General features: G+C 64.8%; 18 protein-coding genes, 2 pseudogenes and 1 CRISPR repeat array. Of the genes and pseudogenes, 12 read left to right on the forward strand and 8 right to left on the reverse strand.

Annotated elements, in window-relative coordinates; translation table 11 throughout:
* Nucleotides 1-49: 49 nt before the first annotated feature.
* The 6 genes from truA to leuC form a co-directional block, all read right to left on the reverse strand.
* Nucleotides 50-916 (reverse strand): tRNA pseudouridine(38-40) synthase TruA, encoded by an 867-nt coding sequence (gene truA, locus CKO40_RS04775; RefSeq protein WP_200345045.1) that lies wholly within the window; start codon nucleotides 914-916, stop codon nucleotides 50-52.
* A 36-nt stretch (nucleotides 917-952) separates the two neighbouring features.
* Nucleotides 953-4,144 (reverse strand): FimV/HubP family polar landmark protein, encoded by a 3,192-nt coding sequence (locus CKO40_RS04780; RefSeq protein WP_200345046.1) that lies wholly within the window; start codon nucleotides 4,142-4,144, stop codon nucleotides 953-955.
* A 10-nt stretch (nucleotides 4,145-4,154) separates the two neighbouring features.
* A complete protein-coding gene (gene asd, locus CKO40_RS04785) occupies nucleotides 4,155-5,270 on the reverse strand; it encodes an aspartate-semialdehyde dehydrogenase (RefSeq protein ID WP_200345047.1) in 1,116 nt (371 codons plus the stop codon).
* A 9-nt stretch (nucleotides 5,271-5,279) separates the two neighbouring features.
* Nucleotides 5,280-6,365, reverse strand: a complete 1,086-nt coding sequence (gene leuB, locus CKO40_RS04790; RefSeq protein ID WP_200345048.1) for a 3-isopropylmalate dehydrogenase — start codon at nucleotides 6,363-6,365, stop codon at nucleotides 5,280-5,282.
* A gap of 274 nt (nucleotides 6,366-6,639) precedes the next feature.
* Nucleotides 6,640-7,293, reverse strand: coding sequence for a 3-isopropylmalate dehydratase small subunit (gene leuD, locus CKO40_RS04795; RefSeq protein WP_200345049.1), 654 nt, complete (start codon nucleotides 7,291-7,293; stop codon nucleotides 6,640-6,642).
* Nucleotides 7,290-8,714 carry a 3-isopropylmalate dehydratase large subunit gene (gene leuC, locus CKO40_RS04800; RefSeq protein ID WP_200345050.1) on the reverse strand — a complete coding sequence of 475 codons (1,425 nt, stop codon included), beginning with the start codon at nucleotides 8,712-8,714 and terminating at the stop codon, nucleotides 7,290-7,292. Before leuC ends, leuD begins: the two co-directional genes overlap by 4 nt.
* A 166-nt stretch (nucleotides 8,715-8,880) precedes the next feature.
* Here leuC and CKO40_RS04805 point away from each other — a divergent pair, with 166 nt between their 5' ends.
* The 6 genes from CKO40_RS04805 to CKO40_RS04830 all read left to right on the forward strand — a co-directional run bounded on the left by CKO40_RS04805 (nucleotide 8,881) and on the right by CKO40_RS04830 (nucleotide 15,119).
* Nucleotides 8,881-9,321 (forward strand): FKBP-type peptidyl-prolyl cis-trans isomerase, encoded by a 441-nt coding sequence (locus CKO40_RS04805; RefSeq protein WP_200345051.1) that lies wholly within the window; start codon nucleotides 8,881-8,883, stop codon nucleotides 9,319-9,321.
* A 62-nt stretch (nucleotides 9,322-9,383) separates the two neighbouring features.
* The gene (locus tag CKO40_RS04810; RefSeq protein ID WP_200345052.1) at nucleotides 9,384-9,650 is read left to right on the forward strand and encodes a hypothetical protein; all 267 of its coding nucleotides are present in this window, start codon (nucleotides 9,384-9,386) and stop codon (nucleotides 9,648-9,650) included.
* Between the two features lie 380 nt (nucleotides 9,651-10,030).
* Nucleotides 10,031-11,122: an efflux RND transporter periplasmic adaptor subunit gene (locus CKO40_RS04815; protein WP_200345099.1), complete on the forward strand. Its 1,092-nt coding sequence runs from the start codon at nucleotides 10,031-10,033 to the stop codon at nucleotides 11,120-11,122.
* A 25-nt stretch (nucleotides 11,123-11,147) separates the two neighbouring features.
* Nucleotides 11,148-14,435, forward strand: a complete 3,288-nt coding sequence (locus CKO40_RS04820) for an efflux RND transporter permease subunit (protein ID WP_200345053.1) — start codon at nucleotides 11,148-11,150, stop codon at nucleotides 14,433-14,435.
* Nucleotides 14,411-14,776 carry a toxin-antitoxin system TumE family protein gene (locus tag CKO40_RS04825; RefSeq protein ID WP_338074118.1) on the forward strand — a complete coding sequence of 122 codons (366 nt, stop codon included), beginning with the start codon at nucleotides 14,411-14,413 and terminating at the stop codon, nucleotides 14,774-14,776. The genes CKO40_RS04820 and CKO40_RS04825 overlap by 25 nt, the downstream gene beginning before the upstream one ends.
* On the forward strand, nucleotides 14,748-15,119 hold the full coding sequence (locus CKO40_RS04830) for an HVO_A0114 family putative DNA-binding protein (RefSeq protein WP_200345054.1): 372 nt from the start codon (nucleotides 14,748-14,750) through the stop codon (nucleotides 15,117-15,119). The genes CKO40_RS04825 and CKO40_RS04830 overlap by 29 nt, the downstream gene beginning before the upstream one ends.
* Before the next feature lie 8 nt (nucleotides 15,120-15,127).
* On the opposite strand, the gene CKO40_RS04835 is transcribed toward CKO40_RS04830, so the two are convergent.
* On the reverse strand, nucleotides 15,128-15,415 hold the full coding sequence (locus CKO40_RS04835; RefSeq protein ID WP_207173404.1) for a hypothetical protein: 288 nt from the start codon (nucleotides 15,413-15,415) through the stop codon (nucleotides 15,128-15,130).
* 14 nt (nucleotides 15,416-15,429) lie between these two features.
* On the opposite strand from CKO40_RS04835, the gene CKO40_RS04840 reads away from it, so the two are divergent.
* The 6 genes and pseudogenes from CKO40_RS04840 to CKO40_RS04865 all read left to right on the forward strand — a co-directional run.
* The gene (locus tag CKO40_RS04840; RefSeq protein WP_200345056.1) at nucleotides 15,430-15,720 is read left to right on the forward strand and encodes a hypothetical protein; all 291 of its coding nucleotides are present in this window, start codon (nucleotides 15,430-15,432) and stop codon (nucleotides 15,718-15,720) included.
* Nucleotides 15,704-15,994, forward strand: coding sequence for a helix-turn-helix domain-containing protein (locus CKO40_RS04845; RefSeq protein WP_200345057.1), 291 nt, complete (start codon nucleotides 15,704-15,706; stop codon nucleotides 15,992-15,994). Before CKO40_RS04840 ends, CKO40_RS04845 begins: the two co-directional genes overlap by 17 nt.
* A 116-nt stretch (nucleotides 15,995-16,110) precedes the next feature.
* Nucleotides 16,111-16,674: pseudogene (locus CKO40_RS04850) on the forward strand (efflux RND transporter permease subunit); the annotation flags it as partial.
* 497 nt (nucleotides 16,675-17,171) lie between these two features.
* On the forward strand, nucleotides 17,172-17,573 hold the full coding sequence (locus tag CKO40_RS04855; protein ID WP_200345058.1) for a hypothetical protein: 402 nt from the start codon (nucleotides 17,172-17,174) through the stop codon (nucleotides 17,571-17,573).
* Nucleotides 17,573-17,995, forward strand: coding sequence for an HNH endonuclease (locus CKO40_RS04860; protein WP_200345059.1), 423 nt, complete (start codon nucleotides 17,573-17,575; stop codon nucleotides 17,993-17,995). The genes CKO40_RS04855 and CKO40_RS04860 overlap by 1 nt, the downstream gene beginning before the upstream one ends.
* A gap of 411 nt (nucleotides 17,996-18,406) precedes the next feature.
* Nucleotides 18,407-19,336 (forward strand): annotated as a pseudogene (locus CKO40_RS04865) (helix-turn-helix transcriptional regulator); the annotation flags it as partial.
* Between the two features lie 256 nt (nucleotides 19,337-19,592).
* Nucleotides 19,593-23,337: a CRISPR direct-repeat array (repeat unit 28 nt; unit sequence CTCATAACCCCTCATGGGGATTCGGAAC).
* A gap of 122 nt (nucleotides 23,338-23,459) precedes the next feature.
* Here the strand turns inward: CKO40_RS04865 and cas2 are convergent.
* Nucleotides 23,460-23,762 carry a CRISPR-associated endonuclease Cas2 gene (cas2, locus tag CKO40_RS04870; protein WP_200345060.1) on the reverse strand — a complete coding sequence of 101 codons (303 nt, stop codon included), beginning with the start codon at nucleotides 23,760-23,762 and terminating at the stop codon, nucleotides 23,460-23,462.

Here is a 23,762-nt window from a genome sequence, read left to right on the forward strand (position 1 = left end):
TTACGGGCCAGAGCTGGGCGATCATCGGGAAGTAGAAAATGGACAGCCACTAAGACCGGAGCTCGGGCCCGCACATGACCAAGCCAGAGCAAGACGCCTCGACCTGGGGCAAGCCGCCTGCAACGGCAGGAGGCAGACCAGAGGACGCTGTATAATCGACCTGCGTCAGATAAAGGCCGTGCGCCGGGGCCGTCACGCCGCCCCGGGTACGATCCTTCAGCGCGAGCAGCTCGGCGGTCCAGCCGGCCGACGCCTCACCCCGCCCGACCGCCATCAGCACCCCGACGATATTCCGGACCATATGGTGCAGAAAGCCGTCGGCACCGATGGTCAGCTCGAGCAACGCCCCCTGTTCCCGCAGCCGCAGATACCGGACGGTCCGCACCGGGCTCTTGGCCTGACAGGCCAGCGCGCGAAAGCTCGTAAAGTCATGCCGACCGATCAAAGCCCGCGCGGCTTCTTGCATCCGCGCGACATCCAGCGGCCGGTGCGTCCAGAGCGCGCGGCCGTGCCAAAGCGCTGAGCGCAGCGGCTGCCGCAGGATCAGGTAGCGGTAATGCCGGCCTTCGGCCGAGAAACGTGCATGAAACGTCGGATCGACCTCGGCGGCCCATTGCACCGCAACATCGTCCGGCAGGTTGGTATTGACGCCCAGCGTCCAGGCTCGCTCGGGACGCATCGCCATCGTATCGAAATGGACGACCTGGCCAGTGGCGTGCACGCCGGCGTCGGTTCGACCGGCACAGTGGACCCGGATGGGCTCGTTCGCAACCCGCGACAACGCCTCCTCGAGCACCTGCTGAACCGTCAGCGCATGATGCTGAAACTGCCAGCCGGCATAGCGCGCGCCAAGATACTCGACGCCGAGCGCGATCCGACGCCGCGCGTCGGCCTGTTGCGGCCTATCCGTGCTCATCTGAGCCATCTCGACTCCCGCCCCAGAGCCAGCCGGTCATCCGCTTGGGTCATCGCTACCCAGCCGTGCCAGCAGCGCCCCGGCCTCCTGGCGCTGTTCCTCGCGACCTTCGGCAACGACCTCGTTGAGGATCGTCGCCGCTGCCTCGGAATCGCCCATATCGAGATACGCCCGCGCGAGATCGAGCTTCAGCGACACCTCATCCCAGTCTTCGCTCTCGAGCGGCCAGCCGCCATCCGCATCGCTGGCGCCGCTCGGCGCAGTTGGCGGAATCAAGACAGCCTCGGCCGACTCGCCCGACTCGTTCGCCGATGTCGCCGTCAGTGAACGCTCAAGCTCAACCGCCTCATCCGGCAGCCCGCTGAGCGTTGGCAGCTCCAACGGTTCATCCTGCTCGCGCTCAAGGCTAGGGCCCTTCACCGCAGCCGGCCCAGCCACAGCCCGGTCAGCCACAGCCCGGTCAGCCGCAACCGGATCAGCCGCAACCGGATCAGCCGCAACCGGATCAGCCGTAACCGGGGCAGCCGCACCTAGGTCAGCTGCGGCAGAGTCGGTCACACCAGTGTGCGCAGACTCATCCATCAGATCGCCGAGCGCGGCGAGATCGAGCTCGAGCCGCTCCTTGTCGTTGAGCTCCGAATCGTCAGACACGTGATCGCGATCGGCCTCGTCGATCAGCTCTGGGATAGGCAGACCGCGCGGCGCAGACCCCTCGCGGGCTGCGTCGGTCTCCGGGGACGAACTGAGCGGATCGCTCGCGGCATAGCCCCCCTTTTCAAGGCCGTCGAGCTCATCAAGATCGAGAAACAGCTCGTCCGACTCCGCCCCCTGAGCCGACTCCTCAGGTGCCTCAGGGGCTCGCTCGGGCATCACCTGCTGGGTTGGAGCCGACGCGAGCTCAAGGTCAGGTGCAGGCGCGGCATCGACCGGAGCATCAGGCCTGGAAGACCGGGCGGACGGCCGATCCGGGTCTGGCAGGGCGTCCAGCGTCAGGGGCTCCTCCTCATCGGCAGAGACCCCTGCCCCGACGGCATCGAACGCGCCCTGGATCTGTGCCCAGCGTTCCGGGTCCACCTCCGGATCACCGGCCGCTCGCATCTCATCGGCGAGGGAGGCCAGCGCCTGCTCATCCTTTGCCGCCGCATAGATCTCGGCCAGCTTGAAGCGCAGCTGCGGGCTCGGCTGCTCAGCGGCAATCTCGTTGAGGACATGCGCGGCATCACGATAACGGCCGTAACCGAGGTAGATATCGGCTTCCGCCAACCGATCGAGCGGCTCGTGGTCTTCCGGGCCGGGCGCCACGGTCTCGGCCTCGACCTCGGTCTCGGTGTCGGTGTCGGTGTCAACCACCGTCTTGCTTGGTTTGGTCGGCGACAAGGGCCCGACGACCAGGGCGTTCGGCAACGGCCTGGTCGTCGGGCGTTCGGGCTCCAGATGCTGCGCATTGGGCGCGTCGGCTGAAGGGCCTTCGCCGGCGTCGGTGTCCTCTTCCAGGGCAGGCGTTGCGGCGAGCTGGGCCTGCTGGCGTCGCCGTTGAATCAGCAGCGCCAGCAGGACCAAGACGATCGCACCGCCCGCTACCGGCATTGCCCAAGCGGGTAGCGAATCGAGCCACCCCTTGATCAGCGCAGACGGCTCTGGCTCGCTCTGCTGCTCCGGAACTGTCCGCGCGGCAGTAGCCGTTTCCGATTGCGGTCTCGACTCGATCTCAGGCGCCGGCGAAGCTGGCTCGACAGCGGCCGCGCGCTCCCTCTGTCCAGACTCGGCCGCAGCAGCGGTCTCAGAATGCCCATCGGCAGTTCGCTCCTGGGCGGCCGAATCGGTCGCGCCTTCTGCCCGCTCAGAGGGCGAGGCGGGCGTGGCCGCACCGTTCTCAGCGGTGGCAGTAGCCTCGTCTACGGCGGCATCAGCCTCATCCAAGGCGGCATCAGCCTCATCAGCGCGGGCATCGATATCAGCGGACTGAGAGGCGGCCCCTGTGAGCGCCAACTGCGCAAGCTGCTGATTGCGCAACGCGAGCAAGCGCTGGATATCATCGAGCCGCGCCTCGAGTGCGCGAATGCGCTCTCGGAGCTCGGTCGCCTCCTGACGATTGGCCTCGCTTGCTTCGCGCACCAGCAGCATCTCGGCCTCGAGCTCTGCAGCACCAGGCGGCGTCGTCGCCGCTGGCTGGGCAGTCTCAGCCCCCTGCGTTGCGGCAGCCTGAGCCAACCCCTCGCTCGCGCCCCCCGCCGTCTCCCACCCGTCGCCGGTCGCGATTCGCAGCTCGACATCGCGATCGGTCAGCGGCGCTCGCGCGACGTCCCGACCGGCCAGTGCAGCGCGATAGACGCGAACTGCAGTTTCCGGATCGAGCACGAACAGCTCGGCAGCACTCGGGATACTCAGCTCCGCCCCCAGCCGCAACCGATTGATATCACCACCGAGGAAGGCGTGCTGGTTGTTTCGGTAGAGTGCAAGCGCCGTCTGCTCGACCGTTGCGCCGGGCGGCGCGATCTGCCGAGCGATGCGCGCCAGTCCGGCACCCGGCGGTACCGGACCGACATGCAGCGGGAAGCGGACCTCCGAGGCCGACGCAGGGACCTGAACCCGTGCCGCGCGACCCTCGTCGGTCAGCTCGGACGCTTGCGAAGGGACCGAGGACGGCGCAGATTGCTGATCCTCGGGCCCAGATCGGCCGGAACCGGCCTCAGCCGCCTGCACAAACGGTGACGACCGCGTTTGCTGACTCCGCGGAGTCAGGCCCTGACGCGGCTGGCTCTCCCGGGCGTTTCGGGCGCCGCCGACAGCAGGCGGATCGAGCAACACGGCGTATTCCTTGAGCAGACGCCCATCAGGCCAGACGACCTCGACCAACATATCGAGATAGGGCTCGCGAACGGGCTCCCGCGTCACGACCTGAATGATGGGCTCGCCTCCGGGCCCGATCATCGGCCTGAACTGCAGTCGGGTCAGCGAGTGTGGCCGCTCAATGCCGGCCTGCTCAAACGCCGAGCGGCTCGCGAGGCTGGCCTTGACGTTATCGAGACCGTTCTCGTCGACATCGAAGAGCCTGATCTCGCCGTAGAAAGGCTGATTCAGCGCAGACTGGGTGCGCATCTCGCCGACGCCGAGGGCGCCGGCCGGCTCGCCCCAGAGCAGGCAAAGGATCGCGAAGAGCGAGCCCAGCCCGATCGCTGCCTGCGCAACGATCCTATCTGAATTGTCACTGGACGACGCCCCGCGCACCGGCGCGCCGTTACCGCTCGAGCAGCAACCTAAGCATCCGGCGCAGCGGCTCGGCCGCGCCCCATAGCAACTGATCCCCGACCGTGAAGGCGTTCAGGTACTCCGGCCCCATCGCCATGCGGCGCAACCGCCCGACCGGGATCATCAGATCGCCGGTCACCGCCGCCGGCGAGAGCTCGGCGAGGGTCTGCTCGCGCTCGTTCGGGATCACCTTGACCCAGGCGTTGGCCTCGGCCAGCATCCCCATGACCTCGTCGACCGGGATCGCGCGCTTGAGCTTCAGCGTCAGCCCCTGGCTATGGCAGCGCATCGAGCCGATGCGCACGCAGGTGCCGTCGATCGGGATCGGCTGCTCACCGCGGTCGAGGATCTTGTTGGTCTCGACGCCGCCCTTCCATTCCTCCTTCGACTGGCCGGTCTCCATCGCCTTGTCGATCCACGGGATCAGGCTGCCGGCGAGCGGCACGCCGAAGGCGTCGGCCGGAAAGTCCCCGGCACGCATCGCCGCGGTGACGGCACGGTCGATCGCGAGGATCGAGCTGCGCGGATCGGCCAGCAGCTCGGCCGCAGCGCCCTCGAGCGCGCCCATCTGCGACAACAGCTCGCGCATGTTGCGCGCGCCGGCGCCGGAGGCGGCCTGATAGGTCATCGCACTGACCCAGTCGACCAGATCGCGCCGCAGCAGCTCCCCGACCGCCATCAGCATCAGGCTGACCGTGCAATTGCCGCCAATGAAGTCGCGCTTGCCGTCCGCGAGCGCCTGCTCGATCACCTCGAGGTTGACCGGGTCGAGCACGATGGTGCTGTCCGGGCGCATGCGCAGGGTCGAGGCCGCGTCGATCCAGTAGCCGAACCAGCCGCGCGCGCGCAGGTCGTCGAACACGGCGGAGGTGTAGTCGCCACCCTGACAGGTGACGATGCCATCCATCCCGGCCAGCGCCTCGAGATCCTGGGCATCGAGCAGCGGCGCCGCGCCCTGCCCGACATCCGGCCCCGGCTCGCCCTGCTGCGAGGTCGAGAAGAAGCACGCCTCCGGGATCAATGCGAAGTCGTCCTCGGCGCGCATCCGGTCCATCAGGACCGAGCCCACCATCCCGCGCCAACCAACGAAGCCTACCCGTTTCATCATCACCCCCTAACTCGCTGCTCGCAAGGCGTCGACGACCGCATCGCCCATCGCCCGGGTCCCGACCGCGCTCGCTCCCGGGGCGGCGATATCCTTGGTGCGCAGACCGCGCTCGAGCACCGCCGAGACCGCCGCCTCGATGCGGTCGGCATGGTCCGGCTCACCGAGCGAGTAGCGCAGCATCATCGCGACCGAGAGCAGGGTCGCGAGCGGATTCGCGGCGTCCTGTCCGGCAATGTCGGGCGCCGAGCCGTGGATCGGCTCGTACATGCCCTGACCGTCCGCGTTCAGCGACGCCGAGGGCAGCATCCCGATCGAGCCGGTCAGCATCGCCGCCGCATCGGAGAGGATGTCCCCGAACATGTTCGTCGTCACCATCACATCGAACTGTTTCGGCGCCCGAACAAGCTGCATCGCCGCGTTATCGACGTACATGTGACTCAGTTCACAGTCCGGGTAATCACCGGCCACCCGGGTCGCGACCTCGCGCCAGAGCTCGGTGCACTCGAGCACGTTGGCCTTATCGACCGAGCAGACCCGCCGTCCGCGCTTCTGCGCGATCTCGAACGCGACCCGGCAGATGCGCTCGATCTCGCTTTCGGTATAGACCAGGCTGTTGAGGCCGCGGCGCTCGCCGTTCGCCAGGGTCTCGACGCCGCGCGGCTCACCGAAGTAGATGCCGCCGGTCAGCTCGCGCACAATCATGATGTCGAGCCCGGCAACCACCTCCGGCTTCAGCGTCGAGGCCTCGGCGAGCTGCGGATAGAGGATCGCCGGGCGCAGGTTCGCGAACAGCCCGAGCCCCGAGCGCAGACCGAGCAGCCCCTTCTCCGGGCGCAAGGCGATCTCGAGCGGCTCCCATTTCGGGCCGCCGACGGCGCCGAGCAGCACCGCATCGGCGGTCTTGGCCAGGGCCAGGGTCTGGTCCGGCAGCGGATGCCCGGCGGCGTCATAGGCGGCGCCGCCGACCAGCGCCTCTTCGGTCTCGATCGCGAGTCCGAAGTCGGTGCGCAGGCAGTCGAGCAGTTTGACGGCCTCGGCGACGATCTCCGGGCCGATGCCGTCGCCGGGCAGGATCAGGATCTTCTTGGTCAAGCGTGTCTCCGTTCAGACAGGAATCGAGTGCGCAGCGGCGCCGCAGCCGGTGCGAGGCAAGCGCGAGTAGCCTGCGTCAATAGTGTTTGGCCATTTTTCCCTCAGAGGTGCACTACATCGGGATGCGCGCGGTCATGAGGGCATGACGACGAGAGCACCCCGAGTGTGAAGACACCCTTGGCGAAGCGATAGAAGACTCGCCACCCAAGCGGTCATGGGCACCAGGCCGCAGTTCCGCGAGGGCCGCTCGCGTGTCAGAGACCACGTCATGCGACTAGGCCGATACCGCCGACGCGAACAGCCAGGGCGCCTGCTCGCGCCGCCGCTGCTCATAGGCCGCGATCTCGGGCGCATGCTGCAGGGTCAGGCCGATATCGTCGAGCCCATTGATCAGGCAGTGCCTGTGGAAGGCATCGATCGGGAAGGCGATCGGCTCGCCGACACTGGGCCGCAACTGCTGCGCCTCGAGATCCACATCGATCTGGAGCGGCTGCTCGCCGCCGGCGCGCGCGAACAGGCTGTCGATCACGGCCTCATCGAGCACGATCGGCAGCAGCCCGTTCTTGATCGCATTCTGATGGAAGATGTCGGCGAAGCTCGGCGCCAGCAACACCCGGAAGCCATGATCGGCCAGGGCCCAGGGCGCATGCTCGCGCGAGGAGCCGCAGCCGAAGTTGCGCCGCGTGAGCAGGATCTCGGCGTTCGCATAGCGCGGGTCATTGAGCACGAAATCCGGATTCAGCGGCCGGTTCGCGCAGTCCTGCCCGGGCTCGCCGTGATCCAGATAGCGCCACTCGTCGAACAGGTTCGGCCCAAAGCCGGTGCGGTGGATCGACTTCAGGAACTGCTTCGGGATGATCGCGTCGGTGTCGACATTGGCGCGATCGAGCGGCATCACGACGCCGCGGAATCGTTCGAATGGCCTCATTGTTCGAGCTCCCGGACATCGACGAAGTGACCGGCCACGGCGGCCGCCGCCGCCATTGCCGGACTGACCAGATGGGTGCGCCCGCCCTGGCCCTGGCGGCCCTCGAAGTTGCGATTGCTGGTCGCGGCGCAGCGTTCGCCGGGCTCGAGCCGGTCGGCGTTCATCGCCAGGCACATCGAGCAGCCGGGCTCGCGCCACTCGAAGCCGGCATCGAGGAAGACCCGGTCCAGGCCCTCGGCCTCGGCCTGCTGCTTGACCAGCCCGGAGCCGGGCACGACCATCGCGAGCTTGACCGAGGGCGCAACCTGCTTGCCCTTGGCGACCGCGGCGGCCGCGCGCAGGTCCTCGATGCGACCATTGGTGCAAGAACCGATGAAGACCTTGTCGATCGCGATCTCGGCGATCGGGGTGCGCGGCGTGAGCCCCATGTAGGTGAGCGCATGCCCATAGCTCGTCGCCTTGACCGGATCGGCGACCTCGGCCGGGTCCGGCACGGCGCCGTCGACCGGCACCACCATCTCCGGCGAGGTGCCCCAGGTGACCTGCGGCCGGATCGAGGCCGCATCGATGCGCACGACGCGATCGTAGTCGGCACCGGGGTCGCTGTTCAGCGAGCGCCAATACTCGGCGGCGCGCTCGAACTCGGCGCCGGTCGGCGAGCGCGGGCGATCGCGCAGATAGTCGATGGTGTGCTCATCGATACCGACCAGCCCGGCGCGGGCGCCGGCCTCGATGCTCATGTTGCAGACGGTCATCCGCCCTTCCATGCTCAGCGCGTGGATCGCATCGCCGGCGTACTCGATCACATGGCCGGTGCCGCCGGCGGTGCCGATCTCGCCGATGATCGCGAGCACGATGTCCTTGGCGGTCACGCCCGGTCCCAGCTCGCCCTCGACGCTGACCAACATGCTCTTGGGCTTGCGCTGCAGCAGGCATTGGGTGGCCAGCACATGCTCGACCTCGGAGGTGCCGACGCCGAATGCGAGCGCGCCGAAGGCGCCGTGGGTCGAGGTGTGGCTGTCGCCGCAGACCACGGTCATGCCGGGATGAGTTAACCCCTGCTCGGGGCCGATCACATGGACGATGCCCTGGCGCGGATCACCCATGTCGAACAATTGGATGCCGAACTCGCGGCAGTTGGCCTCGAGCGTCTCGACCTGCAGCCGCGAGATCGGGTCGACGATGCCGAGATGCCGGTCGCTGGTCGGGACGTTATGATCCGGCACCGCGAGGTTGGCCTCCGGCCGGCGCGGCTTGCGCCCGGCCAGGCGCAGGCCCTCAAAGGCCTGCGGCGAGGTGACCTCGTGCACCAGTTGCCGGTCGATGTACAGCAGGGCGGTACCGTGCTCATCGGTGCGCACGACATGATCGTCCCAGATCTTGTCGAAGAGTGTTCTTGGTTGGTCGCTGTGACCCGCCATCGGGCGATGCTCCTCAAAACAGACAGACGCCGCAGCATAAACGGCCGGCACGAAACGCTCAATGGATGGGGTCAGTCGCCGAGCGCGTCGCTGCACGGCGCAGCGCGACAGCAGGTGCCGCAGCCCGCATACTGCCTTCCCCGTCATGCTCCGGAGTGACAGACCAATGACCACCGAACCCCCCTCGATCGGCCCCGGCAGACGGGTCCGGTTGCATCTGGCGATCCATCTCGAGGACGGCACCGAGGCGCTGTCGAGCCTCGATGGCGAGCCGCTCGAATTCCGAGTCGGCGACGGGACCCTCGCGCCTGGCCTGGAGTCGTTGCTGGACGGACTTTGCGCCGGCGCCGATGAGCAGTTCCTCGCCGATGGCAGTGCCCTGTTCGGCGAGCACGACCCGAGCCGCATCCAGCGCATCGCGCGCAGCGATCTCCCGCCCGACTTCGCGCCCGAGGAAGGCTTGGTGATCCAATTCGAGACACCTGGCGGCCAGGAGCTCCCCGGCACGATCCTCGGCAGCGACAGCGACGGCGTCGAGGTCGATTTCAACCATCCGCTCGCGCGACGCGGCCTGCATATCCGGGCGCAGGTCCTGGATGTGTCTTGAGTATACTGACGGCCCTTCTCGAAAGCCCCCTTCACGCTAGACGCACGGTAGAGCACAGCCCGATGTCCAAGGATCATCAGCCCCCGATCGAGCGGGTCGAAGCCCTCTACGACGAGCTCGTCGGCCACTACGGCGACGGCGATCAGCGCGAGATCCGGGCCGCGGCCAAGATCCTGCTGGTCGCGCTCGTGAAATTCCGCGAGCACGGCGGCCCGCAATGGGCGACGCTGCTCGACGAATACGTCGAAATCCTCAAGCACGACCCACAACGCTTCCAGCGCATGCTCGAGAGCAACCGCGCGACGACGCCGGACGAGCTTCTCGCCTGACACCAAACGCGGTATCCCGCTGAGTCACGGCTCGTTGGCATGACCAGTCCGTCTCGTTCTGCCTGACTCGCCTCGTTGCGATCAGGCACGCGCAACGCGCCTCGGAAGCCACGCAACAGCCGTTGAAGCGAGACTCGGCAAACGCCCCCGTTCTCGTCAGCCCCCGCGGTCGCTCACAACCCCCACGGCGATATCAGGCCTCCACAACGCCCAGCCCTCGGCTCGTCCGCGCTGTGACCGGGAGCTCAGGGTGATCGAACGCCCACAAGGCGCGACGAATGCCGACCCAGACCCGTAAACTGACGAAAAATAGATTGAACTCAATAACAAAACAGATAATATAAGCAAATACTAATCTACTGGCGGGGAATCCCATGGCAATGAAGATAGGCTTTCGCGTTGCTCGGGCGCTGTCGATATCGCTCCTGCTGATCGCAGCAACAGGTCAAACCGCGGCCACCGAGCCACCAGCCGCTGACCAGTTGACCATTGCAAAGGCCAGCTACCGCGTGGTCCCAAAGGAATACCGCCTCGACGGCGTGGTCGAGGCGATCAACCGCACCACGGTCTCGGCCCAGACCAGCGGCCAGGTCGAGGCGATCCTCTACGACGTCGATGATTTCGTCGAAAAGGGCGAGATCATCGTTCGACTGCGCGACACCGAGCATCGCGCTCGGCTCGCCCAGGCCGCCGCGGAGCTGCGCTCGGCCTCAGCCCAGCTCGAACAGGCGCGCGACGAGCATGCGCGCGTCAAGGGCCTCTACGAGCAGCAGAACGTCTCCGAATCGGCAATGGACCGCGCCGAGGCCGAGCTCAAGAGCGCCGAAGCGCGGCTGGACTCCGCTCAGGCCAACCTCGAGCAGGCCCAGGAGCAGCTCGCCTACACCCAGATCCGTGCCCCCTACTCGGGCATCGTCACCCGCCGCCATGTCGAGCTCGGCGAGATCGCCAGCCCCGGCACCCCGGTGATGAGCGGGGTCTCGCTCGAGGAGCTGCGGGTCATCATCGATGTGCCGCAGAGCCTGATCCCGGCCGTGCGCGAGCTCGGTGAGATCCGGGTCTATCTGCCCTCCGGCGAGGTCGCCGAGCCGGACCGGATCACGGTCTTCCCATTCGCCGATCTCGGCTCCAATACCTTCAAGGTCCGCGCCGACCTGAGCACCGAGACCGAGGGGCTCTTCCCCGGCATGTTCGTCAAGACCGGGATCGTCACCGGAAAGGAGCAGGAGCTGACCGTTCCGAAAGAGGCCGTGGTCTACCGCTCCGAGGTCACCGCCGTCTATGTCGTCGATCCCGACGGCGACATCCGCCTGCGCCAGATCCGCACCGGCCCGACCCTGGACGACGAGGTGGTCGTGCTCTCCGGACTGACCGAGGGCGAGCAGGTCGCGCTCGACCCGATCGCCGCCGGTGTCGCGCTGAAGGCCCAGGCGCAGTCCCGCGTCGAGGGCGGGGAGCCGCAGGATGGCTGAGTCGAACCATACTGCTGACCCGGCTATGCCCCCAGCCACGCCCCCGGCCGCACAGGGCGCCGCCGACGCGGCCGCGCCGACCAAGCTCGGCCTCTCCGGGCGCATCGCCAAGCAGTTCCAGGACACCGAGATCACGCCGCTGCTGGCGCTGCTTGGCCTGCTGCTCGGCCTGTTCGCGGTGCTGGTGACCCCGCGCGAGGAAGAGCCGCAGATCAACGTCACCTTCGCCGACATCTTCATCCCGTTCCCGGGCGCCTCGGCGACCGAGATCGAGCACCTGGTCGCCGGCCCGGCCGAGCAGGTGCTCTCCGAGATCCAAGGGGTCAAGCACATCTACTCGATCTCGCGGCCGGGCATGGCCGTGATCACGGTCCAGTTCGAGGTCGGCGAGAACCGCACCGACGCGATCGTGCGGCTGTCGAGCAAGGTGCGCTCGAACGAGGACTGGCTGCCGCCGAACCTCGGCGTCGGCCAGCCGATCATCAAGCCCAAGGGCATCGACGACGTGCCGATCCTGACCGCGACCCTGTGGTCCAAGGACGAGACCGTCGGCGCCTACGAGCTCGGCCAGGTCGCGCACGCGATCGAGCAGGAGATCAAGCGCGTGCCCGGCACCCGGGACGTCTACACCGTCGGCGAGCCGCGCCAGGTGGTGCGCGTGGTGCTCGACCCGCAGGCGCTCGCCGCGCACGGGATCGACCTGACCGACCTCCGGCGATCACTGCAGGCGAGCAACAGCATCCGCGATGACATCGCCATCGTCGACGACAACCAGGAGATCCTGGTCCAGGCCGGCACGTTCCTGACCAGCCCCGACGCGATCGGCGAGCTGGTGGTCGGCCTGCACGGCGGCCGCCCGGTCTACCTGCGCGACATCGCGGCCCTCGAGCGCGGCCCCGAGGTCCCGGAGACCTACGTCTGGATGGGCGCCGGCCCGGGCGCCGCCGAGAAGGGCATCGACCTGGTCGGCATCACCCCGGCGGTGACCATCGCGGTCGCCAAGCAGGAGGGCACCAACGCGGTCGACATCGCCCAGCGGGTGATCGAGCGCTTCGAGCAGCTCGAGGGCACCTTCATCCCCGACAACGTCGAGGTCACCATCACCCGCGACTACGGGGCGACCGCCGATGCCAAGGCCAAGAAACTGATCAGCAAGCTGATCTTCGCGACCGGCTCGGTGATCCTGCTGGTGATGCTGGCGATCGGCTGGCGCGAGTCGATCATCGTCGGCGCCGCGGTGATCGTGACCCTGGCGCTGACGCTGTTCGCATCCTGGGCCTATGGTTTCACGCTGAACCGGGTCTCGCTGTTCGCGCTGATCTTCTCGATCGGCATCCTGGTCGACGATGCGATCGTCGTGGTCGAGAACATCCATCGGCACATGGCGATCGGCCGGCGCAGATTGCTCGACCTGATGCCGGGCGCGGTCGACGAGGTCGGCAGCCCGACCATCCTCGCGACCTTCACCGTGATCGCGGCCTTGCTGCCGATGGCCTTCGTCAGCGGCCTGATGGGGCCCTACATGAGCCCGATCCCGATTAACGCCTCGATGGGGATGCTGATCTCGCTGGTCGTCGCGTTCGTGTTCACGCCCTGGATGAGCAACATGCTGCTCGGCCGCCGCCATGACGCCGCGATCGCCAGCGGCGACGCCGGCCATCACCAAGAGGGCAATGATCCGCGGCTGCAGAAGCTGTTCGACGTCACAATCGGTCCCTTCCTCGCCGGCGGCAAGGGGATGCGCAACCGCTGGCTGCTGCTGGCAGGCATCCTGCTGCTGATCGCGGCATCCCTGTCGCTCGCGGTCACCCAGACGGTGATCCTGAAGATGCTGCCGTTCGACAACAAGAGCGAGCTGCAGGTGGTGCTGGACATGCCCGAGGGCACCAGCCTGGAGCAGACCGCGCGGGTGCTCTCGGAGATGGGCGAGTACCTCGAGACCGTGCCCGAGGTGACTGACTACCAGGCCTATGCCGGCACCGCGGCGCCGATCAACTTCAACGGGCTGGTGCGCCAGTATTACCTGCGCGAGGGCGCGCACCTCGGCGATATCCAGGTCAACTTCGTCGACAAGCATCATCGCGACGACAAGAGCCACACGATCGCACGCGAACTGCGCGCGCCCTTGCAGGAGATCGCGCGCCGCTACGACGGCAACGCCAAGATCGTCGAGATCCCGCCCGGCCCGCCGGTGCTCTCGCCGCTGGTCGCCGAGGTCTACGGAATCGACTATCCGGGGCAGATCGCGATCGCCAAGCAGGTCCGCGCGGCCTTCGCCGCGACCGAGGACATCGTCGATATCGACGACTCGGTCGAATATCCGTCGGCCAAGTTCCTGGTCGTCGTCGATCGCGCCAAGGCCGCGCGGCTCGGGGTCGAGCAGGCCTCGGTCGCGCAGGCGCTGGCCACCGTGCTCGAGGGCGAGGACATGAGCTTCCTGCACGGCGCCAACGTCAAGTTCGCGGTGCCGATCCGGGTCACCTACTCGGAGGCCGATCAGGCCGATCTCGAGCAGGTGTTGGCGTTGCGGGTGCGCGCCCGCAGCGGCGAGCTGGTGCCGCTCTCGGAGATCGTCGAGGTGGTCGACACCGAGCGCGCGCACAGCATCTATCACAAGGACCTGCTGCCGGTGGTCTATGTCACCGGCGACATGGCCGGCGAGACCGACAGTCCGCTCTACGGCCTGTTCGCGATCTCGGCGCAGCTGACCGAGAGCCTGGGGCTCAACCAGTGGTTCATCAGCCCGCCCGAGAACCCGTACGAGTACAGCGTCAAATGGGACGGCGAATGGCAGGTCACCTACGAGACCTTCCGTGACATGGGCATCGCCTACGGCGTCGGGCTGATCCTGATCTATCTGCTGGTCGTGGCCCAGTTCCGCAGCTATCTGGTGCCGCTGGTGATCATGGCACCGATCCCGCTCACGATCATCGGCATCATGCCCGGTCATGCCCTGCTGGGCGCGCAGTTCACCGCCACGAGCATGATCGGGATGATCGCGCTCGCCGGCATCATCGTGCGCAACTCGATCCTGCTCGTCGACTTCATCAATCAGCAGGTGCGCGAGGGGGCGAGCTTGGAGCGCGCGGTCGTCGACGCGGCCGTGGTGCGCACCAAGCCGATCGTCCTGACCGCCCTCGCCGCGATGGCCGGCGCCGCGTTCATCCTCGACGACCCGATCTTCTCCGGCCTCGCGGTCTCACTGCTGTTCGGCCTGTTCGTCTCGACCGTGCTGACGCTGGTGGTGATCCCGGTGGTCTACTACGGCGTCATGCGCAAGCGGGTGGAGTGGATTCGCACGGCGACGGGATAAACGATCGACAGCAAACAGACTCGACCAGCATGCCTGCGAAGGCGGTCTACCGAAAGAAGGAGCAGTTCGCCAACGGCTTGCTGATCGAGGTCGTGATCTGGCAGTTATCGGAACCGATGCCTGGCTGTGCGCATCCCTTCAAGTATCGGCTTTATGCAGGTCATGACGGCAACTGCATCGTGCGTTACGACAACGAGCGCGGCAAGGGCGACCACAAGCACATCTGTGACACAGAAGTTGCTTATCAGTTTGTTGGCATCGACCAACTACTGGCCGATTTCATCCGCGACCTAGACGACTGGGAGGCGCAACATGGCAAAGGCGATTGTCGGCATCAGTGACTGGAGTCAAACGAAGTCGGACCTACAAGCCCTGGCGCGCGCGATTGATGCTGGCGACGCCTTGCCAGAGGCCGACTACCGACTGAACTTCGCCAGTCCGGAACAGCTGTTCGCCGAGCTCACCCCGGAGCGTCTGCGGTTACTGGATACGCTCAAGGCGACGGGGCCGCTCTCGATCCAGGCACTGGCCAAGCGCCTCGGGCAAGGATATGACAGCGTGCGCGAGGATCTCGACAAACTGCTCGAACACGACCTGATCGAGCAAGATGCCGAGGGCAGGGTCTTCGTGCCCTGGGACGCGATTCGTCTCGATCTCACACTCGATGGCTCACGGGCGGCTTGACGCCCCCGTCACCGCGAATTCGGCCTTGTGTCTTGGTTGTCGCAAAACTCGGGGACAGAAGGCGACGCGGGGTAGGCCAGCTTGGGATCGTTCGTCAGGGCTTGGTCACTGAAAGCCGGAGTGGCAAGTCGGCCGTGCCAGCCTTTCGAAAAAAGCGGTCTGCCGGGCCTTTGCTGATCCGGCGACGGTCGATGGGGGAACTGGCGGATGACCCGGTAGGCGAGCCCCAGATACTCGCTGTCGAGCTGATCGATCTCTGCCTTCAATTGTTCACGGCTGACGGTCTGCATAGTCATAACGGCTGTGCCTCGTGCAATACGCGATCGCGGAAGCTGTCCGGCAACGTCTGTGGATTCAGAATATCGACACTGAACCGCAGCAAATCGGAAAGCTCCATCTGAATGCTCGTCGTGTCGAAGAGCGTGGCGTGGCATCGCGAGTCGGATCGCTCAGTCTATCCAGGTCGCTCTCCTCGATATCCTCATCGTCTCTGACCGAACCGAAGACGCTGGCCGTCAAAAAGACCAACAAGACACCCGTACGCGAACGGCGTCTTGCCGAAGCGCGGATGAAGGAGATCCAGCATGCAGACCCACGATGAACTGATCGAGACGCTGATGCAGCGTCCCGGTGTGCAAGCCGAGGTCGAGCGCCTGGAGCAGGAGGAATTCGCCCTGCTCGACCTGTTACTCAAGGCGCGTCACGAGGCGGGGCTGTCCCAGGCTCAGGTCGCGGAGCGCATGGGCACGCACGCGCCCGCAGTGGCACGCTTGGAGCGGGCGCTGGCCACTGGCAAGCATTCGCCTTCCGTCGCCACCTTACGTAAGTATGCCCGCGCATGCGGTAAGAATCTTTTCGTGGATCTGAGGGACTAGCCAGCTTGTCCACCAAGGCGCCAAGGGGGTCGTGGTCGAGAACATCCATCGGCACATGGCTATTGGCGGGCGCAGACTGCTCGTGCTGATGCCCGGTGCGGTCGATGAGGCCGGCCGAGACCCCCTACGAGTACAGCGTCAAATGGGACGGCGAATGGCAGGTCACCTACGAGACCTTCCGTGACATGGGCATCGCCTACGGCGTCGGGCTGATCCTGATCTATCTGCTGGTCGTGGCCCAGTTCCGCAGCTATCTGGTGCCGCTGGTGATCATGGCACCGATCCCGCTCACGATCATCGGCATCATGCCCGGTCATGCCCTGCTGGGCGCGCAGTTCACCGCCACGAGCATGATCGGGATGATCGCGCTCGCCGGCATCATCGTGCGCAACTCGATCCTGCTCGTCGACTTCATCAATCAGCAGGTGCGCGAGGGGGCGAGCTTGGAGCGCGCGGTCGTCGACGCGGCCGTGGTGCGCACCAAGCCGATCGTCCTGACCGCCCTCGCCGCGATGGCCGGCGCCGCGTTCATCCTCGACGACCCGATCTTCTCCGGCCTCGCGGTCTCACTGCTGTTCGGCCTGTTCGTCTCGACCGTGCTGACGCTGGTGGTGATCCCGGTGGTCTACTACGGCGTCATGCGCAAGCGGGTGGAGTGGATTCGCACGGCGACGGGATAAAAGATCGACAGCAAACAGGCTCGACCCTGAGGTATCCCCACAATTTGGCCGCCGCTGGGGCACCGGCACGATGATAACCCCCAGGGGGTGCCGAAACCGGCCTGTCGCCCGCTTGCGGGCGACGCGGCGAGTGATCCCTACGATGAGGCCCAAGCGCAGTGGCTTGCTGGGCAAGCAGAGGATAACCTGCCGTCTTTTCGAGTGAATCTCTAGGGATAACTCAGGACTCGACCAGCATGCCTGCGAAGGCGGTCTACCGAAAGAAGGAGCAGTTCGCCAACGGCGTGCTGATCGAGGTCGTGATCTGGCAGTTGCCGGAACCGATGCTCGGCTGCTCGTAGGCTACTGATTTATCACCGCTAAGGTGGAGTCTACCAGCAACTCAACCTGGTAGACTCCGCCTCAAGGCCTACTGCCGATTTTCGGCGGTTTGGGCCAAAAATCCCATCATCGGACCGACGAAGCCCCTGGCGAACGCCAGACGACGGGAGCCGCAGATGACGACCATCACCATCAACTTGCCGGACGCCCTCGCGGAACGCGTCGGCGGCGCGGCGCGCGCCGTACACAGGCCGCTCGAGGAAGTGCTCACCGCAATGCTCGAAGGCGTGGTGCCGTCGCTGGACGACGTCCCGGAAGATATGCGCGCCGAGTTGGTCGAGATGACCTGGTGGGATGATGCTCGGCTCATGGAGACCGCCCATTCCGTGATGCCCGAGGAGGACCAGGCCCGCATGGTCGAACTCAGCACGAGCGGACCGTCTTCATCGGCAGAACAGGATGAGCTGGACGCCCTGCGAACGGATTACGGACGGATCACGCTCCGCAAGGCGCGAGCGACAGCACTGCTCAGCATCCGCAGCGGCAAGCGGCTGTTGGCCGAAGCCGACGCCGCTTGATGCCTGACGCCATCTCGAGGGCGCTCAAGGAGCGCATCACCGCCGAAGCCGGCTATCGATGCGGGTACTGCCTCACGGACCAGCGAGTCAGTGGCGCCCGGATGCACATCGAGCACCTCATACCGCGCGCCCGTGGCGGCGGATCGGAGCCGGCCAACCTCTGGCTGTCTTGCGCCTGGTGCAATAGTTATAAGGGCACGCAAACCGAGGCCCTCGATCCGGACACCGGCGATCGGGTCTCGCTCTTCAACCCACGCGAACAGGGCTGGTCGGAGCACTTCGCCTGGACGGATGGCGGGGTCCGCATTCGGTGTCTCACCCCGATGGGCCGAGCCACGGTGGAGGCCCTACGCCTGAACAACCCCTACATCGTTCCCGCGCGCCGGCTGTGGGTCGTAGCGGGGTGGCATCCGCCGGCGTAGCGGTTGCGGCTCAGGGCCGCGGTGGTCACGAAACGGGGTCCGACTCGATGTCGGCGAGGAGTGAAGAGGGGATGCGAGCACGTCCGAGCTGCTTAAGCAGATCGCAACCGTCCGTTGTCCTCCGAGAAAGGCCATTGCGGACTTCTCCAAGGTCGACAGCCCGACCCAAGCGTAGATGCCGCTCCGCAAAACAGTCCCACAAACCGCGACAGCCGGGCTTGCCAGTTGGGGATGGATACGGAGGAACACCTACCGCCGCGAGCCAGCGCAGCGAGGCGCCCCATGGAAGTGCTCCGCGCCCTCAATCACCCATCACTATCGCTCAAAGGCATCGGGATTCAAAATGCGTAGCCTGGATCAATGGAAGTTCAACGCATAAGGGAAAAACTCTACCATGCCCATGGATTCGTCATGAACCGCGCGGAGCGTATCTACCGACTGCATGCACTGCTGCGGCAAAGGCCCCACTCGCTCGCCCAGCTCATGGAAGCCTTGGAGGTGTCGCGCGCAACGCTCGTGCGCGATCTCGGCTACATGCGCGACTTCATGGGCGCGCCGATTGATTACGACCGCGCCAGCAACGGCTATCGCTACGAGGAATCGACCAGCTTCGAGCTGCCCGGACTTTGGCTGAACGAAAGCGAGCTGCATGCCCTCCTCGCTAGCGAACGGCTGCTCGATCTCGTCCAGCCCGGACTCCTCGCCCCCTATCTCGGACCGCTGCGGACTCGGCTGCGCAGCCTCCTGAGCCAGAGCGGGCATAGTGCTTCCGCCGTGAGCGAGCGCATCCTGCTTCAGCCCGTCGCCGCGCGACCCGCGGAGCCTCAGCGCTTCGGCATCATCACCGCCGCCTTGCTTGAGGGCCGGCAGCTCAGGATTCGCTACCACAGCCGGTCGAAGGACAGCCAGAGCGACCGTCTCATTCACCCGCAGCGGCTCCTGCGCTATCGCGACAACTGGTACCTGATCGCCGACTGCGACCACGCTCGCGCGCTCCGCACCTTCTCGCTCGACCGCATCACCCATGCGGAGAAGCTTGCCGGCCGGGCGCGCGTGCACGATCAGCAGACGCTCGACCGGTTCCTCGGCGCCAGCTTCGGCATCTTCTCCGGCAACGCCAGCGCGTGGGCCGTGCTGCGGTTCAGCCCAGAGGCGTCACGCTGGGTCGCGGACGAGGTTTGGCACCCGGACCAGCTCGGTCAATGGAGCGAGGGAAGCTACGAGCTCCAGATCCCCTACTCCGACCCGCGCGAGCTGCTGATGGACATCCTCAAGTACGGGCCAGAGGTCGAGGTGATGGCGCCAAAGGAATTGCGGGAGATGGTGGCGGAGCGCCTTCGATACCCCTCATGGGGATTCGGAACGTTGGCTGTCAAAGAGTGCAAGAGTTCAGGTGCAATCCTCATAATCCCTCATGGGGATTCGGAACACCCCTGCGCGGCCGCAGCGCGACCATCACCGCCATCTCATAACCCCTCATGGGGATTCGGAACGACCAGCGGCGCGATGTACGACCTCAGCCCGGACTCTTCATATCATAATCTCCATGGGGATTCGGAACGCTCCTTCCAATAGGCGAGTGCCAACAAGGTGAAGCCTCATAACCCCTCATGGGGATTCGGAACGATGCGCGTTGTGCATTTGGATATTACTCACTTGCCCTCATAACCCCTCATGGGGATTCGGAACGAGTGTTACGGACTCGCCATCCGCAAGCGTAATTGGCTCATAACCCCTCATGGGGATTCGGAACTCACCTCGCGAATCAGCGCAGAGTCTGCCCCGAGCACTCATAACCCCTCATGGGGATTCGGAACTGATCCGTCCAGCTTGGCGATAACACGATCGCCAGACTCATAACCCCTCATGGGGATTCGGAACGCGAACGCGCAAGCACCACGCTCGCGATGCGTCGAGCTCATAACCCCTCATGGGGATTCGGAACGCGCTGATCCGGCGCGAGAAGAAGCGAGAGCAGGCGCTCATAACCCCTCATGGGGATTCGGAACCCCTGAACGTGCCGCTCGCCAATTCATCGCGGAACGCTCATAACCCCTCATGGGGATTCGGAACGACTCAGCGATTGCGCGTTCAGCGCCGTGCGCCGATCTCATAACCCCTCATGGGGATTCGGAACTTGCGCCCCGCGCGAACAGCCGGGAGATCGGCCGTCTCATAACCCCTCATGGGGATTCGGAACCGTGAGCGCGACAGACGCATCGGGCAAAACGCCTTGCTCATAACCCCTCATGGGGATTCGGAACATCGTTTCGCAAGCGCGGCAAGCGCTGGTATGCCGACTCATAACCCCTCATGGGGATTCGGAACGCTTCGCAAGATGGGCGGCACCGTCCGCGACATCTGCTCATAACCCCTCATGGGGATTCGGAACCGCCCGCGTGCGCTTTGGTGAAGATGGCAGCGACGACTCATAACCCCTCATGGGGATTCGGAACCCTTACTCAACGCCGATCAGGGTCGCTGGGTCTACGCTCATAACCCCTCATGGGGATTCGGAACGAGGGCATCGTGCGCCAGTGCTGACGGCGCCAACCGCTCATAACCCCTCATGGGGATTCGGAACAAGGCCGAAGTCGCCTACGTCGGCGCACTCGTGCCGCTCATAACCCCTCATGGGGATTCGGAACCAGCGCCTGCGGCCCCGTGTAAGTCATTGATCGCGCTCATAACCCCTCATGGGGATTCGGAACTGGATTGCTCGCGATTGTGCTCGGACTGCAAGCGATCTCATAACCCCTCATGGGGATTCGGAACTACCGCAAGTCGAAAGAAGTCGTCTTTGTCCTGCTCCTCATAACCCCTCATGGGGATTCGGAACGGGTGTTTTCTCAATGGATCAGCGCCGAGGGCGCGGCTCATAACCCCTCATGGGGATTCGGAACATGCAGCAGGCCGAGTGCCTTGGTGCGCTGCATCGCCTCATAACCCCTCATGGGGATTCGGAACTATTAGCAATAGTTGCGTTGACATAAGCATACACTTCTCATAACCCCTCATGGGGATTCGGAACTCGTCGCGGCTTAACGGAGTGCCCCGGCTGTATGCAGCTCATAACCCCTCATGGGGATTCGGAACGGTCACCATTGCCTACTGGAAGAATTAAAGCATCTTCTCATAACCCCTCATGGGGATTCGGAACTTGCGTTGTTTGAACGCTTGCCGTCAAACGGAGATCACTCATAACCCCTCATGGGGATTCGGAACGGCACATCCTCGTCGAAGTTCTGCGGCTGATTACCCTCATAACCCCTCATGGGGATTCGGAACTGAAGCCGCTTGATCTGCTGCGGGACCGGAGGCGGTCTCATAACCCCTCATGGGGATTCGGAACCACGACCAGCGAAGACTTCGCGCTCGAACCCTTCCACTCATAACCCCTCATGGGGATTCGGAACTCGTCGCGGCTTAACAGAGTGCCCTGGGTGCATGCAGCTCAAAACCCCTCATGGGGATTCGGAACGCCGGGCTGCGCGGTCGCGGTATGTCCGTAGCCGATCTCATAACCCCTCATGGGGATTCGGAACGACGCCGAGCTGCCATTGGCGGGCGCCGGCGCGCAGCTCATAACCCCTCATGGGGATTCGGAACGCTCCCCGGTGGCGCTGTCTGCCGTGGGCGCCTGCTCTCATAACCCCTCATGGGGATTCGGAACATGCGGCGGCCTCCTGGATGGGACGCACGGCGTCGCCTCATAACCCCTCATGGGGATTCGGAACCCCAGTCGGTGCGGTGCGAGTGCTTATTGGCGCGATACTCATAACCCCTCATGGGGATTCGGAACCCGCCCGGCCAAGAAGATCACCGACACCGAGATCACCTCATAACCCCTCATGGGGATTCGGAACCTGTGTGGTCTGAGCGACCGCCACGCTGCCAAACGTCTCATAACCCCTCATGGGGATTCGGAACCAGCAACACGCAGTGCGCTACATCGCGACGCATATCCCTCATAACCCCTCATGGGGATTCGGAACGAGGCTAAAGCACAAAGAGACACCCGCAATGGATCGCTCATAACCCCTCATGGGGATTCGGAACTGCGGATTTTTGCAAAGACGTATGAGCCGCCTTCAACTCATAACCCCTCATGGGGATTCGGAACCGTGCACCAAAAGGCTCGTCTGCATCTTGGCGCCGGCTCATAACCCCTCATGGGGATTCGGAACGCGGTCAACGTGCTGCTGTTCGTCTCCGAACTCGAGCTCATAACCCCTCATGGGGATTCGGAACTCGCCTTGCGCTGGATCGTGTGCCAGATCACCGCCTCCTCATAACCCCTCATGGGGATTCGGAACTCATTGCATTGGCCTCTCTGTTGCGTGATTCAGTTCCTCATAACCCCTCATGGGGATTCGGAACGGTCGCTTTGATGGCGGCTTCGCGGTCTGCCTGGGTCTCATAACCCCTCATGGGGATTCGGAACCCGTTGATCAGCACACCGCCGCCGGTGGCATTGATCTCATAACCCCTCATGGGGATTCGGAACGCCTGGGGCAGGGGCACGAGACCTGGGGCCGCGAGGCTCATAACCCCTCATGGGGATTCGGAACGCGCGTGTTCTTTAAGCCGCGGGACGCCGGCAGCGGCTCATAACCCCTCATGGGGATTCGGAACACAGGTGGATGCCTTTAAGGCGCTGGGCGGCGGGGTCTCATAACCCCTCATGGGGATTCGGAACGCTCTGGTCTTCGTAGAGGACGCGGTTGACACACAGCTCATAACCCCTCATGGGGATTCGGAACGATCAATTCACCACCGAGCTAGACCGCGGTTACTGCCTCATAACCCCTCATGGGGATTCGGAACGATCGGCACCGAGCGCAGAACGCGCATCGATTACAACTCATAACCCCTCATGGGGATTCGGAACGAGGCAGTACCCGATCACGCGAGCTATGCCGTGCGTCTCATAACCCCTCATGGGGATTCGGAACGGATGATGAAGACGAAGTCGAAGTCGAGACGGACAATCTCATAACCCCTCATGGGGATTCGGAACGGCCCTGATCGCCGCGCCTGACAGTCTAGGCGGAGACTCATAACCCCTCATGGGGATTCGGAACGATCTGCGCAAGATTGCGCGTGTTCGCCAGTCCGAGTCTCATAACCCCTCATGGGGATTCGGAACGATCCGCAGTATCGACTTAAAGCGAGCGAACTGCTGCTCATAACCCCTCATGGGGATTCGGAACGTTCCGCCAGGCTGTCTGCACGCCCGTCCCGATCGGTCTCATAACCCCTCATGGGGATTCGGAACACGCGACGCGCGAAGGGAAGGTCGTCTCACACTCGGCTCATAACCCCTCATGGGGATTCGGAACCCTCGTTTTTGCGCGCCTCGACGCATGAGGAGTCTACACGAAGCAGGGCGTGCTAGCGGATGCATCGAGCCAGTGGAGCATCTGAGAGGGTGGTTCGAGGCTTCAGCGGAGGTCGAAGTCGGTCACAGGGTGTCAAAATCCGAGCTGTGGCGGTTGTCTTGCTCGCGCTTGACCTCGCCCTTACCGGATTGGTCCTTGACCAGATGAACCACATGAACATTGCGGCGGTTGGCGGCAGTGATCTCGGTGAGACGATCCTCAGGGATCATCACCTGGCTGAGCTCACGCCGCAGCCGTACGGCATTCGCTTCCGTGATGTCGCCGGTAAAGACCGAGTATTGCTCGTGGTTGAGGTAGCGACGCAGCAGCTTCCGAAAGATGCTCGTGCGTGTCGCTTCGACGTCATAGGTGACCAGCATGAACAT

This window comes from Halochromatium glycolicum, assembly GCF_016584085.1.
GTDB classification, from domain to species: domain Bacteria; phylum Pseudomonadota; class Gammaproteobacteria; order Chromatiales; family Chromatiaceae; genus Lamprobacter; species Lamprobacter glycolicus.